18 protein-coding genes are annotated in these 13,808 nt (G+C 39.6%); 10 read left to right on the forward strand and 8 right to left on the reverse strand.

Annotated elements, in window-relative coordinates:
• Window positions 1–6: 6 nt before the first annotated feature.
• Together ACQK2H_RS01190 and ACQK2H_RS01195 are read left to right on the forward strand one after the other, a co-directional pair.
• Window positions 7–1,089: a hypothetical protein gene (locus ACQK2H_RS01190; RefSeq protein ID WP_425389648.1), complete on the forward strand. Its 1,083-nt coding sequence runs from the start codon at window positions 7–9 to the stop codon at window positions 1,087–1,089.
• Window positions 1,086–1,907: an arylamine N-acetyltransferase family protein gene (locus tag ACQK2H_RS01195; RefSeq protein ID WP_425389649.1), complete on the forward strand. Its 822-nt coding sequence runs from the start codon at window positions 1,086–1,088 to the stop codon at window positions 1,905–1,907. The genes ACQK2H_RS01190 and ACQK2H_RS01195 overlap by 4 nt, the downstream gene beginning before the upstream one ends.
• A gap of 50 nt (window positions 1,908–1,957) precedes the next feature.
• On the opposite strand, the gene ACQK2H_RS01200 is transcribed toward ACQK2H_RS01195, so the two are convergent.
• The 3 genes from ACQK2H_RS01200 to ACQK2H_RS01210 are packed head-to-tail and all read right to left on the reverse strand — an operon-like array spanning window position 1,958 to window position 3,607.
• Window positions 1,958–2,353 carry a TerB family tellurite resistance protein gene (locus ACQK2H_RS01200; RefSeq protein WP_425389650.1) on the reverse strand — a complete coding sequence of 132 codons (396 nt, stop codon included), beginning with the start codon at window positions 2,351–2,353 and terminating at the stop codon, window positions 1,958–1,960.
• A gap of 14 nt (window positions 2,354–2,367) precedes the next feature.
• Window positions 2,368–2,787 carry a TerB family tellurite resistance protein gene (locus ACQK2H_RS01205; RefSeq protein WP_425389651.1) on the reverse strand — a complete coding sequence of 140 codons (420 nt, stop codon included), beginning with the start codon at window positions 2,785–2,787 and terminating at the stop codon, window positions 2,368–2,370.
• 58 nt (window positions 2,788–2,845) lie between these two features.
• Window positions 2,846–3,607 carry an SDR family NAD(P)-dependent oxidoreductase gene (locus tag ACQK2H_RS01210; protein WP_425389652.1) on the reverse strand — a complete coding sequence of 254 codons (762 nt, stop codon included), beginning with the start codon at window positions 3,605–3,607 and terminating at the stop codon, window positions 2,846–2,848.
• Window positions 3,608–3,772: 165 nt separating this feature from the next.
• Here ACQK2H_RS01210 and ACQK2H_RS01215 point away from each other — a divergent pair, with 165 nt between their 5' ends.
• Complete coding sequence (locus ACQK2H_RS01215) at window positions 3,773–4,972, forward strand: sodium:calcium antiporter (RefSeq protein ID WP_425389653.1); 1,200 nt, start codon at window positions 3,773–3,775, stop codon at window positions 4,970–4,972.
• Between the two features lie 4 nt (window positions 4,973–4,976).
• On the opposite strand, the gene ACQK2H_RS01220 is transcribed toward ACQK2H_RS01215, so the two are convergent.
• Window positions 4,977–5,294, reverse strand: coding sequence for a Rieske (2Fe-2S) protein (locus tag ACQK2H_RS01220; protein ID WP_425389654.1), 318 nt, complete (start codon window positions 5,292–5,294; stop codon window positions 4,977–4,979).
• 91 nt (window positions 5,295–5,385) lie between these two features.
• Here ACQK2H_RS01220 and ACQK2H_RS01225 point away from each other — a divergent pair, with 91 nt between their 5' ends.
• The 4 genes from ACQK2H_RS01225 (at window position 5,386) to ACQK2H_RS01240 (ending at window position 7,958) form a co-directional block, all read left to right on the forward strand.
• On the forward strand, window positions 5,386–6,459 hold the full coding sequence (locus ACQK2H_RS01225; RefSeq protein ID WP_425389655.1) for an aminotransferase class V-fold PLP-dependent enzyme: 1,074 nt from the start codon (window positions 5,386–5,388) through the stop codon (window positions 6,457–6,459).
• A 24-nt stretch (window positions 6,460–6,483) separates the two neighbouring features.
• On the forward strand, window positions 6,484–6,612 hold the full coding sequence (locus tag ACQK2H_RS01230; protein WP_425389656.1) for a hypothetical protein: 129 nt from the start codon (window positions 6,484–6,486) through the stop codon (window positions 6,610–6,612).
• A gap of 313 nt (window positions 6,613–6,925) precedes the next feature.
• Entirely contained in the window at window positions 6,926–7,276 is a 351-nt protein-coding gene (locus ACQK2H_RS01235; RefSeq protein ID WP_425389657.1) for a hypothetical protein, read from the forward strand.
• Entirely contained in the window at window positions 7,218–7,958 is a 741-nt protein-coding gene (locus ACQK2H_RS01240) for a hypothetical protein (protein ID WP_425389658.1), read from the forward strand. The genes ACQK2H_RS01235 and ACQK2H_RS01240 overlap by 59 nt, the downstream gene beginning before the upstream one ends.
• Before the next feature lie 54 nt (window positions 7,959–8,012).
• Here the strand turns inward: ACQK2H_RS01240 and ACQK2H_RS01245 are convergent, their stop codons facing one another.
• Entirely contained in the window at window positions 8,013–8,246 is a 234-nt protein-coding gene (locus tag ACQK2H_RS01245) for a hypothetical protein (protein WP_425389659.1), read from the reverse strand.
• A gap of 276 nt (window positions 8,247–8,522) precedes the next feature.
• Here ACQK2H_RS01245 and ACQK2H_RS01250 point away from each other — a divergent pair, with 276 nt between their 5' ends.
• Genes ACQK2H_RS01250 through ACQK2H_RS01260 form a run of 3 tightly spaced genes read left to right on the forward strand, consistent with a single transcriptional unit; the run spans window position 8,523 to window position 10,201 of the window.
• Window positions 8,523–8,762, forward strand: coding sequence for a hypothetical protein (locus ACQK2H_RS01250; RefSeq protein ID WP_425389660.1), 240 nt, complete (start codon window positions 8,523–8,525; stop codon window positions 8,760–8,762).
• Window positions 8,752–9,519, forward strand: a complete 768-nt coding sequence (locus ACQK2H_RS01255; protein ID WP_425389661.1) for a sensor histidine kinase — start codon at window positions 8,752–8,754, stop codon at window positions 9,517–9,519. The genes ACQK2H_RS01250 and ACQK2H_RS01255 overlap by 11 nt, the downstream gene beginning before the upstream one ends.
• 22 nt (window positions 9,520–9,541) lie before the next feature.
• Window positions 9,542–10,201 (forward strand): response regulator transcription factor, encoded by a 660-nt coding sequence (locus tag ACQK2H_RS01260; protein WP_425389662.1) that lies wholly within the window; start codon window positions 9,542–9,544, stop codon window positions 10,199–10,201.
• 466 nt (window positions 10,202–10,667) lie between these two features.
• On the opposite strand, the gene ACQK2H_RS01265 is transcribed toward ACQK2H_RS01260, so the two are convergent.
• From ACQK2H_RS01265 to ACQK2H_RS01275, 3 genes are all read right to left on the reverse strand, one after another.
• Window positions 10,668–12,125: a M28 family peptidase gene (locus ACQK2H_RS01265; protein WP_425389663.1), complete on the reverse strand. Its 1,458-nt coding sequence runs from the start codon at window positions 12,123–12,125 to the stop codon at window positions 10,668–10,670.
• A gap of 98 nt (window positions 12,126–12,223) precedes the next feature.
• Window positions 12,224–13,399, reverse strand: a complete 1,176-nt coding sequence (locus ACQK2H_RS01270) for a thiolase family protein (protein ID WP_425389664.1) — start codon at window positions 13,397–13,399, stop codon at window positions 12,224–12,226.
• A gap of 33 nt (window positions 13,400–13,432) precedes the next feature.
• Window positions 13,433–13,789, reverse strand: coding sequence for a four helix bundle protein (locus tag ACQK2H_RS01275; RefSeq protein ID WP_425389665.1), 357 nt, complete (start codon window positions 13,787–13,789; stop codon window positions 13,433–13,435).
• Window positions 13,790–13,808 lie beyond the last annotated feature (19 nt).

Consider the following 13,808-nt stretch of genomic DNA (forward strand, 5'->3'; position numbering starts at 1 on the left):
CCAACTATGCAGAGAGTTTTCTTCTTCATTTGTTACATCCTTGTTTTTAATAGCTGGTCTCAGCGTCCAATCTATGACTATGTGTCGTTTAATCGCACTTTGAAGGTTCCCAGTGAACTAAACAGTGAACGTAGTGCCGTGATATTTTCAGTTCCCAATAAAGTTACAGACGGAATTAAGGCTGTAGGTGATTATGAAAAAATGCTCAATCAGGTTCACAAGGGCCTTAGAACAATGGGAGTCGATGCGATTCTATACCTGAATGATATTCATCTAAATGCAAGTCAAAGTGCTAAAGAGTCATATATCGAATTGTTCAATCGAAGAAGGGTGACTAACATCATTTTTATAACACAGCTAAGCGATGGATATGAATACATAATGGCGCCATTTAGTGGTACATCAAGAATGATCAAAGATGGCTCAGATGCCTTCTATTTGAAAGCAAATGATTTGTACACGCTTCTTCTAAATGTTGGAAAGGAGGTGCGCAGAGCCGACCAACCGATTAATAATTTTCTCATTCCGGAAAAGCCAAATTATATCGAAGGCCTGTCTATCGTTGAAAAAACATTACTTAAAAACTATCCCGGTATCCTCCGCAGAAGCGAGTTAGCTGTGGAGCGGTTTATTCCATTGGATACTGTTGGTATTGCTGATCAGGAAGTACTAAACAGGATACGAGCATACAACTCGAGCATTGAAAGGAAAAACATGGAGCTAGAGCAGCTCATGTCCGGTTATCCTTATAAATACGTGATGATAGACCCTATGACTGACGATGAACTCAAACGAAATCGCTATCAGTTTTTATTAAGATCCGTTTGTGCCAGTGCCAAAACCGTGAAACAAATGCTTGATTACGAAGTGCTACCTTCAGAAACAGCCTTTGTATCAATTATCCCGGTAATGCCGGACCAAACCAAAGTGAAAACTATTCCTAAAGATGGGTTGGTATGTAAGTTTTACGTTAGACAAAACATTTCAAAAAACGTGCATGTCGGTGAGTGGGATGCTGATGTAACGTGGCAGGATGCGCTTAACAATATGATCGGAAACCTAATACAGGAACACAACGTGGGAAATTGAAAAAGCTAAATGTATTTCAAAACCGGCCCAAGGCTATTAAAATTGATACCACCGAATACCTTTATCGCATCGGGCTGGTGGAAAAGGAGCCATCAATAGGTTATTTAAAGGAACTTCAAAAAGCACATCTTCTTAACATCCCTTTTGAGAACCTGGACATTCACTACAAAAACAAAATTATTTTAGACTATCAAAAGGTCTATGATAAAGTCATCAACTGGAAAAGAGGTGGGTTCTGTTATGAGTTAAACGGACTATTTTATCACCTTCTTTACCACCTGGGGTTTGACTGCTATGTGATCTCCGGAAAAGTGTGGAATGATGAGACAAACACTTTTGGAAAGCCGTTTGATCATATGGTTATCATTGTAGCGTTAGATGAAGACAAGTGGCTTGCGGATGTTGGTTTTGGAGATGGAATCATATCGCCTTTAAAAATAGAAGTGGGAAAACCACAAATGGATTATACCAGATACTGGCGAATAGATCATGACGCTGATGAAAATCTGATTTTAAAAGTATCCGATGATAATGTCCATTTTAGACCAAAGCTGCTTTTCACGCTGGATGAAAAACAGTTGATTCAATTCATTGAAATGTGTGACTATCATCAAACGTCTCCCGAATCCCCATTTATTCAAAAGAAACTGGTTACTCAGCTCAATGAAGCCGGAAGGATTACTTTGACTGACCGAAAGCTAAAAATTGACCAGATGGGTCAAAAGAAGGAAACACCCATCTTACATGAAGATGATTTTTTATCCAAGCTCAACCATCATTTTAAAATTTCATTTAAGCAGCTCTTGCCGAGGGCATAAAAAAACCCTGACAATACTTGTCAGGGTCATATTACACAATTCTTTTTTTCTTAATGCATATGTTTTTTCACTGCACGTTTTAATGAAGCCACATCAGATGCAATCGCCGGATCACTGTAAATTCTGGCAGATAGCTCTGAGATCACATTTCGCTTGAAGCCAAGCTTTTCGGCCAGCTCTTCACAAAACTTAATTTCAGAAAGGTATACCTGGCTGTCAATTTTCATCAATTGAACAAGGTGAAATAAATATTCAAATTTATCATCCTCAGACATGGTGCTGACAGGTGGTAAGGGTTCCGGGTTTTCAACCATGTTGTTAATTTCATCCTCGCTTATACCATTGGCTTTGCCAATCATATAGATCAGGTCTTTCTCTTCACCAGCAAACTCTCCATCGATGTTTGCTAACTGAACCAGCACGCTAAGTTTCGCCTTGATGCTCATAATTCTTCTTTAGATTACTTTTTTAAAAATTTATTGGCCGCCTTCATTAAAGCCTCTCGGTTTCCGGTGATTGAAGGATCTCCATAGATTCTGGATGACATTTTCTTTACAACTTTTTTATCATAGCCCAGTTTTTCAGCTACTTCCTCACAATATCTAATTTCGGTAAGAAATACTTCTCCGTCTATTTTCATTAGCTGAACAACGTCATATAAATAATCAAAGCGCTCTTCTGATAGCAACCCTTCGAAGTTAATGTCGCTGTTCTCTTTGGAGTTAAGAACCTCTTGCACCAACCCGTCTATTTCCGCTTCCGGAACTCTGTTGGCCTTTCCAATTGTGTAAACGTACGTTCGCTCAGGCTCTCCAAAGTCTCTATCAATGATTGAAAGCTGGATCAATGCCTTTAGGTGGTTTTTAATATTATCTTCCATTTGGCTGTATTGTGTTTTGTCCTTCTAATTTAGGAATTAATCGCTAAATAGAAACTCATTAATGTAAATAGCTCCCGGCATTGATGTCAAACGTAGCTCCAGTGGCATGATCTGCCATGCCGCTGGCAATAAAGGTAACTAATGGAGCGATATCTTTTGGTTCCGTCAGCCTTTCCAAGGCCAGGTCTCCTTTGGCATGGTCCTCACCATATTGTTGCATAAACTCTTGCGACATATCCGTTCGTACAAAGCCCGGAGCGATGACAAACGCTTTTACCCCTTCTTTACCATAAGATCGAGCAATGGATCTGGTAAGTGAAACCAAACCAGCTTTTGACGCAGCATACGAAATATACTCAGCCTCCTCTCCCCTAAATGCCGCTCTTGAAGCAATATTTATTATTCTTCCCGCTGCTTTTCTACTGATAAAGTGCTGAACGGCTTTTTTGCAAATAATCGCAGCAGAATTCAGGTTGACCATCATGGTTTCATTCCAAGCCTTCATCCACTCATCATCCTTAGCATCTAAGGCAGCAGGTCTGGCAAGGCCTGCATTATTAATCACTATCTCTACACTGCCCATTTCAAGACTCACACGCTCGAAGAGCTTAGCCGCGTCATCAGGCTTTGAGAAGTCGGCCTGAAATGCTTTGGATTCATTGCCCAGAATGTGAGCAAGATTTTCTGCTTCTCGAACATTTTTATTGTAATGCACGGCGATGGTAGCTCCGGCCTCCGCCAATTTTGTAGCAAGTGCCTTACCTATTCCTCGGCTTGCTCCTGTTACTAATATGTTGAGTCCGGATAGATTTATGTACATACAACTATTTTTAGAGCTGAAAAATTAGACAAATCCATTTTCAAGTTGGCTTAATCTTATAAATAAAGATACTCGATGTTGTTTTCCAGAAGGAAAACTTTGTTAATTTAGGCCATTCCAGCAAAGTGGTCACCGCAAAATACACTTGAACGTAACTATATATACATGGGCATTATTATTCCCTTACTGCTAATAACGTTTTGTTGCATTATTATTTGGAGAGCAGGCGATGGCTTTATGACCGCCTCAGAATACATTGGAAGAAATCTTTCTGAAGGGGTTCGTGGAGCCACTATCAATGCAATTGCCAGCTCCATGCCGGAAGTTTTCACTTCCTTGTTTTTCCTTTTTGTATTGTCTGATGCTGAAGGTTTTTCCGGAGGAATAGGAACAACTGCAGGTAGTGCAATTTTTAACGGGATGGTCATTCCTGCTGTGGCGGTATTGGCCGTGATCGGAATGAAAATGACTAAAAAAGTACAGGTGTCACGAAAGGTTTTGCTTCGTGATGGTATCGCCCTCATCATTGCTGAATTGATTTTCCTAATTCTTATTAGTGGCTCAACCCTTCATTGGTATCACGGCATGTTGCTTATGCTCGTTTATGTCGTATACATCGTATACATGTTCGGAACTATGAAGAAGTCCGAAAGAGCAGAGCTTTTAGAGGACGGTCAGCTGGATGTAGAAGAAATTTTTGAAAATGATGAAGAGCCTCAGGGGCCATTCCTAAAAGGACTTATCACTTTCGACCTTGAAAGAGTCTTTATTGGCAACAACCGAATTAGTAATATTCGTGCATGGTCATTATTAGTCTTTTCAACAGTGGCTATCGCTCTGGTTTGCTACTTCCTGGTTCTTGCCTGCGAATGGATCGGATCCGAGACTTACACCGTCGCTGGGATTGGGGAATTTGACGGGCTAAATATTCCGGTCATGTTTGTAGCGCTGATTCTAGCATCTGCTGCCTCTAGTTTTCCGGACACCATTATTTCCATCAAAGACGCTAAGAGAGGTCAGTACGACGATGCAATTTCCAATGCATTGGGAAGTAATATTTTTGATATTTGCTTCGCACTGGGATTCCCACTTTTCATTTTTACGATTATGAACGGGCCTATTCACATGCCCCCTGAACTGGTTGATTTGAGTAGTGAGCTTCGTTTCTTATTGTGGTTGCTGACTGTGCTTGCCGTGATTATTTTCACAAGTGGTAATTACTTTGGTAAGCGTAAATCTTACCTATTACTGAGCATTTACGTGCTGTTCGTAGTGTATATCGTAGGAAGAGGATCCGGAAGCGAAATCGCTCAGTACATTGCTGACTGGTTAGTTTCTGTTGTGAAGTTTTTCCGAATCGGATAGTTTCCTAACAGTCTATGAAAAGACCTCCTTCGTTCGTATGGACGTAGTAGGTCTTCATTGATTTACACCTTTTATTCACCTCTTCTCCGGTTTTCATATTAAATCGATAGGTATGAAGAGGACAAACGATTTCGTTTAAGTGGTTGGTGTTTCCCTGGTGTAATTTGGCTCCCATATGTGGGCAGGCATTATCAAAAGCAAAGAATGTATTCCCCTTTCGTACCAGACATATCTCATTGTCCCCAGCTCTAATTAATTTGGGGGTTCCTTCTTCAAAAAAGGCTTCTGCCTTTTGCTTAGAATCCAATATCTTGAACGTCATACAGTAATTATAAACCATGAAATGTCAGCGTCAAAAATTTTTCCTTCAGCGAAAGAATGCCTATTTGAATTGCGGGTATATGTCTCCTTTAATGAAAAAGGTGGAAAAGGCCGGAAAAGCCGGCATTACCGGTAAAAGAAACCCGGCTCAAATCGGGCCTGATGAATTTTTTCGTCCAGCGGATAATTTAAGGCTGGCATTTTCAAAGCTTATTGACTGTGATCAACCTGACAGGGTAGTAATCATTCCATCAGCATCTTATGGCCTGGCCAATGTAGCAAACAACATCCCATTTAAAAATGGGAAAGTGCTGCTTGCAGAAGAGCAGTTTCCCAGCAATGTATATCCTTGGATGAGGTTGCAAGAAGCAGGGTTCGAGATTGTAAACATTGGGCCAGCGGACAGCAAACAGAGAGGAGCAAGTTGGAATGAAAAACTTCTAAACAGCATTGATGAAGAAACAAGGGTAGTGGCAATAGGTCATATTCACTGGTCTGATGGAACCCTTTTTCACCTTGAAAAAATCAGAGAAAGACTGGATGAGGTAGGTGGATTGTTGGTTGTTGACGGCACACAGTCGGTTGGAGCTATGCCATTCAGTATTAATAATATTCGGCCTGATGCACTCATCTGTGCAGGGTACAAATGGTTAATGGGGCCTTACTCCATTGGGCTGGCCTATTATGGTCCTGCCTTTGACAATGGAATACCTATAGAAGAAAACTGGATCAACCGAAAGGATAGTGATGATTTTGCAAACCTCGTCAATTATCAACCGGAATACCGACCGTATGCGCTACGCTATGAAGTTGGAGAGCATAGCAATTTTATTCTGGTGCCGATGATGCATGAAGCTGTGAAACAATTGAATAAGTGGAAGCCAGAAAACATTCAAAAATATATCTGTGAGTTAATAACAGAGCCCATTGAGCAAATGAAAGCATGGGGGTATAAAATTGAAGAAGAAGCCCGAAGGGCAAGTCACCTTTTTGGTGTAAGACTGCCTGAGGGTGTTGAAGTGAATGCATTAAAGCACTCATTAGCAAAGCATCGGGTAAGTGTAAGCTTCAGAGGAGACGCAATTCGGATTTCTCCAAATGTATATAATGACGAAATCGATGTGAGAAAATTGCTGAAAGCAATGAAAGAGCCTATCTTCGCATAATCATTCAATTCTAACAAGCGTAAAATGAATTTAACGAATCCAGCAGTTACAGACGGAGTAAATATTTTTGTGAATATTGTGATCTTTCTAGTGGCATTTGTTCATGCACTTGCATTCGTGAACGCCAGAAAAGAAAATCAGAAGAAGGATTAAAATCTTTCTTATTCTACGTGATCTCTTTTGTGCTTGCTTACCGCTTTATTAGGTAGGATAAATGGGCAAATAATTGCCAACACAAAAAGCACTATAATTATTCCAAGCATTGCCATTTTTCAATCTGTTTTTGATGTGGAAGACAAATATAATTGCTTCTTCTACTTTCATCTAATTTCCCCCTTTAGTTTTATTTTTTGCCGTTCTTGACTACCCACTTTTGGGTATTTTTCATCGCTTTCACCTTAATCAGCTTTGATTAGACAAGTGATAAAATTACAATTGTACTTAAACCAACTAAACCTTACTGAAAATGGCTGATAAAAACGTCAAAAAGATTGGCAAGAAGATGCCTAAATCTGAAGCTAAGAAATGGGTAAAACGATATCAAAAGGAAAACCCTAAGGAAACGCATGGTTGGCTTTTTGGTGATGACATCATAAAAGCAATTTTAAAGTATAAAGGATGTGAAGGAATCTGGTTCTTTAAAGGTGTTGATGATCAAAATGAAGAAAAGCTGCTGATGTTTCCTGCAGATGAGGATGGGAATATCCTTGAAGACAAGAAGCATTCGATGAGTGTGATGGAGAAAAGTATGGATGAGAATGATGAACCAGCTGATTTTAGTCAACCTTGTCCACCAAAATGTCCATCAGGATTATAATTTGGAGGCTCTGGATCGATGGTTAGGTGATTTAAGTATGTTTTCCGGTATTTCCGGAATTCTCTTTTTCATTTATGGCAGAAAACATCGAACAAACGTTTCAACAGTTTTAGTAATTATTCTGGTCCTCTCCTTTTTGGCAGACACTTCTAATTATTTTTTTGTTCGCCTTATTTTACAGAATAGTTACATAATCGGTAACATCTGGTTAATTGCCAATTACTTTGCAATGCTCTGGTTATTCTCTGAAGTTTTAGATATTCGAAAAAGCCTATATCTTATATTGGGTAGTGTTTTTGCCACTGGTGGTATTATTTCGTTTGGCCTTTGGTACACCTTTCTTGAGTTTAACACCTTCACACTAGTGTGGAGTAATATTACATTTATCTTTTTATCATTAATTGCCTATTTCCAACTTCTTCGAAAGCCAAACATTGTTCTAGCCAAACAACCTGTTTTCTGGATATCTACATCCTTCTTTGTTTATTATTGTCTGATATTCCTTCAAAGTATTTTTAACAACTATCTCATTTTTGATTTAGTTATTTCAGATAGTGGGTACACAGCAATCAACATGATTAATCATATTGCTAATATTTCAAAGAACTTTGTTCTGTTCTATGCATTGATACTTCTTCACAAAGGATTTCCCGGAAGTCTTAAATCATTACATCCAGCATGATCGAGATAATAGTAAATATTGTCGTGATTGGATCTGCCTCGATATTTGGTGGGGTTATTTGGTTTTTATACTCATTTTCAAAAGCTTACTCTTCCAAAAAACAATAGCCTTTTGAGCTTGTCTGACATTTACTGGGTTTTTTCTGACATCAATAGATACTCTGGTGTTCCAGGAATCCTGTTCTTTCTTTTCTTTATAAGAGAATGGAAATCCAATGCGGCCATCATTTTCTACATCCTTTTTGCAAGCTTTTTTTTCGACTTCACCATTTACATTTACATCAAGCATTTTTATCCAAATAGCTATTTTGGTAGCAACTGGTGGGTAATTATTAACTATTTCTTGATGTCGTGGTTCTTTATACGGACATTGCCTAAATACAAGAGGGCAATACAGCTTCTTTGCCTAGTTTTTACAATTACCGCACTTATAAGCTTCACCTTTTATTTTTCTTTTTTTGAGTCGAATACAATTACTCACGTGTTTTCCTCAACGATTTTTCTGATACTCTCATTTATTGGCTTCCGTGAACTTCTAAAGAGGCCTAAGGGGGAACTTAGAAAAATGCCGGTTTTCTATGCGCTCGCCGGATTTTTTATTTTTTACTCCCTCACCTTTCTAAAAAGGCTTTTCACACAATACCTCGTTTTTGAGTTAGACATAAGTTCCAGCCAGCTATTTCCAATCAGCATGATAAATCTATTTGCGAACACCAGTAAAAACTATGCGCTGTTCTTTGTGTTGGTGCTATTGGAAAAGGGGGTTTATGATCCAATGCTAAAGCCTAAAGCCAATGGAAGGTAAAGTCATTCTTTTAGTAATTATTGGAACCATCGGTGTTATGTTGATGGCCTTTTCTGTTGTGTTTTTTGTGCTTCTATACAGAAGAAAGACATTGGAAAGCAAATTGGAAATGCAGGAACTCAAGACTAAGCATCAAGAAGAGATGCTACATGCTACTCTTCGATCTCAGGAAAAGGAACGTAACAGGCTAGGTTCTGAGCTTCATGATAGTGTTGGAGCTATGCTTTCGTCTATCAAACTGAACCTGCAAGTGGCTAAAAGGAAAAATGAAGTAGCAGTGTTGGATAGTGTTCTAGGGCACCTCGATGAAACTATTGGACAAGTCCGAAGTATTTCCCATCAAATGATGCCAATCATCCTCAAAAAATATGGTTTAAAAAAATCCATTGAGGAGCTATTTGAAAGGATTTCTTCTGACACAATGGATGCTCAAATTGGTAGATGGGAGGAGCTTTCTTTAAGTAAGGATAATGAACTTATGCTTTACAGAGTTATTCAAGAGCTTACTTCGAATACTTTAAAGCACGCTGAAGCTACCTCTATTTTGATGTCAATCGGTGTTTCCGAGTATAATGTTTCGATTCAGTTTGAGGACAATGGCAAAGGATTTCCTCAGGATGTCTTGGCCAATAGTGATGGAATTGGCTTGCTGAACATAAAAAACAGAGCTCAATCAATTGGTGCGACAGTAATGTTTTCCAACAATGAGAGTGGAGGTGCTAAAGTAAATTTGGTTATAGACCGATCAATTGATTAATTTGATCACTCAACCGAGTGAGATGAGTCAACCAGATAAGCTGAATATTTTGGTCACAGATGACCACACCCTATTCCGTAGAGGAACCATGATGCTTCTTGAATCCTTCAATGAAGTTGGCCAGGTAGATGAAGCAGAAAATGGCAAGGATGCGCTAGAAAAACTTACCGACAATGCTTTTGATCTAATCCTTTTAGATCTGGAAATGCCGGTGATGGATGGCTGGGAAACTGCTAAAAAAATCACAGCTAAACACCCTGAAGTAAAAATCATCATGATCTCCATGCATGATTCCTTACAGATTATTTCAGATTTGATTGAGATCGGTGTGCACAGTTACCTTTTAAAAAATGCAGAGCCCGAAGAAGTACATCGCGCAATCATCTCAGTGGTGAATAATGATTTTTATTACAACCAGCTTGTATCTAAAGCGCTACACAAAAAAGTTCAAAAGGATGGCATAGACAAAGGGCTCGCAAGACGTGCCGATATTAGTCCTAGAGAAATCGAGGTACTCCAGTTAATTTGTCAGGAGCTAACGATGAAAGAGATAGGTGAAAAACTCTTCCTGAGTGAACAAACAATCCACACGCATCGAAAGAACTTAATGAAAAAAACCAAAGCCAAAAATGCAGTAGGGTTAGTGAAGTTTGCATTTCAAAACGGAATAGCTGCCATTTAAGGCATCCCCAAAATTGGGTATTCTTCTCCCATTTTTCTGGTAATTAACGTCTTAACTTTAAATAGTACTTGTCTGAATATCAATTACTTAGGCATTAAGTCTGTTGTTGGAGAGTAGAAATCCTCCTTTACTACATCAATCTATTTCCTAATTTCATATTGTCATTTATTACAAACAATAGATGATATGCTCTTAGGTTGATGGTTAATCTATGAAGATACCGGGAGTCCAAGGTTTTCGCTTAATCCTTTGGTTTGCCAACTATCTCACTCACATAGTGGGCTCCCTGGTATTTTCAATTTAAAAAATTTGAAAATCCGACCTCACCACTAATCTCCGTGAAAAAGAAAAGGCCCTATATGGGCCTTTTTTTCTGAAAGTCTCATTTTGATCGCAAGACGATCCGTTTTCAGCATGAATGTTTTATTGTGTTCAAGTAGTTGAACGACTTTGAAGGCGAAATACCTTATTTATACAACTCTTTTCCTGCCTCGTAGTATTTATCACCTTTAACCCAAAAAGGTGCCTCCTTCGCATTACCTATCATTCGACATGCATACACGTAACTCCTAAAGAATTTTTCGAGGTATGCATAGTCTAGTGTATTAGGGTTGTCGCTGGCCTGATGATAATATTTTGTAATCTCATCGTCAAAAGCCGTAAAGCCCATACTAAAGGTTGGTGCCGGTATTCCTTTCGATGCAAAGCGAACATTATCTGACCGATCAAATAATCCTTGCTCAGGAGCCGGGTCTTCTGTAGCCTCCAGGCCAAAGGCCTTGCAAGCCTCAATGATCATTTCCTCGGCACTGGTTCTTGTCAATCCAATGATGGTTGCTTTGGAGGTATCGTTATATCCACCATTGTCAGAGTTAAAGCAGTAAACTATGTCCTCTAATGCCACCGGAGAGTTGTCAATAAAATACTTGCTGCCGAGAAGCCCTTTTTCTTCTCCTGTGAACAACACAAAAAGACCGGATCGTTTAGTTGGGGTTTTTGCTAGGTTTTCTGCTGCTGTCAGAACAGTCACAGTACCAACTGCATTATCTCGCGATCCATTGAAAATACTATCTCCTTCAGCATTTGCCTGCCCAACTCCAATATGATCATAATGTGCTGAATAAACGATGATTTCGTTTTTGAGCTTGTCATCAGAACCCTCGACATAGCCAACTACATTTTGAGAATTGAATTTTTCATTAATTGCTCCGTCTATTACAATTTGTGCATTGTTTTTATCGGAATTAAAATCCTCTGCGGATCTGTTCATCCATAAGTGAGTTAACGATTCACCATCTTTTGATTCATCCAACACTATTTGATCTCCTGAAAAATACCTGGTCAAAAAATTCCAGGGAATCATTGGTGAGTTGTATAGTTCGATTAAAGCTAAGCCGCCTTTCGACGCTACATTCAGACGCTTTTGAATTGATTGGCCGACCCACTGTTGGGGGTTGTCACTCACTCCATCACCGCAAATGGCAACCACAATTTTTCCGTCAACATCTACGTTTTTGAGGTCGTCTTCCAGCCCATAATTAACAAACACAAAGTCTGCAGATAGATCTGTGTTGTCTCCCTCCAGCATAATGAAATCTTCCTGAAATTTATATTCTGCATCACCGAGTGTTAATGATCCGGATTTAGGTGGACTCACTTTTTTCATTGGCACTGACTGAAAATAGCTGTTCATGCCTGGAGCCAATTTTACTCCGTATTCAACGAATCTACTTTCGATGTATTTAGCCGCAATTTTTAATCCTTCTGAAGGGGTGTCCCTTCCCTTCAGCTCATCTGAGGCAAGAAAGCCAATGTGACTTTTGATGAGGTTTTGATCAACTGTTTGCTTTGCTAGCTCCATATCCTTTTGAGCAAAAAGGAAAAGCGAACAAACAGAAAACAATAGTGATAGTATCTTTTTCATATCCATTAAAAATTTCGCACAAGATAGTTCATCCATAAAACAAAAAAAGGCCATCCGCTGAAGCAGATGACCCGTTCATTTATAACCAGTTCTTTTTTCTAGTTCAGAAGCTCGTAAATTCCTGCTACTCCCTGTCCGCCACCTACACAAGCCGTGACCATTCCGTACTTTCCTTTTCTTCTTCTCATTTCATTGAAAAGGGAAATTGAAAGTTTTGCACCGGTACAGCCGAGTGGGTGACCCAATGCTATGGCTCCTCCGTTCACGTTTAGTTTGCTGGTATCCAGGTCAAGTCCTCTTATCACGCCTAGTGATTGTGCAGCGAATGCTTCATTCAGCTCGATCAGGTCCAGATCATCTTGTTTCAGACCTGCTTGCTTCAATGCTTTTGGCACTGCTTCTACCGGTCCAATTCCCATGATTCGTGGATCTACTCCTGCTGCAGTGTAGCTGATCATCTGAGCAATTGGCTCCAGGTTATGTTCCTTCACCATCTTTTCGCTCATCACCATCACAAATGCTGCTCCATCAGAAGTTGGTGAGGAGTTTCCTGCGGTCACCTGTCCGCCTTGCTTAAAGGCAGGACGAAGTTTTTCCAGACCTTCCATGGTGGTATTTTCTCTTACACACTCATCTGTATCCACGACAAATTCTCTCTTGTGCCGTTTTCCATCTTCACCAACAAAGGTTTCTTTAACCGTTACAGGAACAATCTCATCTTTAAACTTCCCGTCTTTGATTGCCTTGGCTGCTTTCTGATGCGACTCCATTGCAAACTTGTTGGAGTCTTCTGCTGAAATGTTGAAATCCTTAGCAACCTCCTCAGCGGTAAGACCCATGTTCAAATAATACTCCGGGTGTTCCTCCGCAATCTTCCAGTTAAGTGCTGCTTTGTATCCCATCATCGGTACCAAAGACATGGATTCCGTTCCTCCGGCAATGATGCAATCAGCCGTACCAGAGTGAATTCTTGCACACGCCAGGTGAATCGCTTCTAATCCTGATCCACAATATCTATTAATAATCATGCCTGGTACTGAGATTGGCAAAGAAAGAAGTGAGATGTATCGTCCCATCTGCAAACCCTGCTCTGCTTCCGGAATGGCATTTCCTACAATGAGGTCATCCACACGGGTGGCATCAAAGTCTTTGATCGAACCTACCAGATGCTTGATCACATCTGCGGCTAAATCATCCGGACGGTAAAAACGGAAGCCTCCTTTTTTGGCTCTCCCCACCGCCGATCTATATCCTGCTACTATATATGCGTTCATAATATTGTTTTTAAGATTATTAGAATTTGGACACTAGACCCTAGAGAACTTATCTACTAAAGATCGTGTCATTTTTTGTAGTTCAATTAGTTCCAATGATTCTTTCGCAAGTTGTTCATCAGAAATAAATCCTACTCTTTTTGAAATGATTAACTGTGTTTCTAATTCAAACTGAGATCCTAAAGACATAGAAAGAAAGTTAGAAAAGTCTTTGTCTGTCTTTCTGCCAGCACCCTCGGCAACATTAGAAGGTACAGATACCGAACTTCTTCTCATTTGAGAAACAATTCCGAATTTTTCTTCGCTTGGAAAGGTAGAAGTCAGCTCATAAATATTTTGAGCCATATCAATTCCTTTTTGCCAAACATGTAACTCTTTGAAATTATGCATCTCTAATGTCTTTAGTCTA

Origin of the sequence: Ekhidna sp., assembly GCF_965228795.1 — a bacterium.
Taxonomy (GTDB): Bacteria; Bacteroidota; Bacteroidia; order Cytophagales; family Cyclobacteriaceae; genus Ekhidna.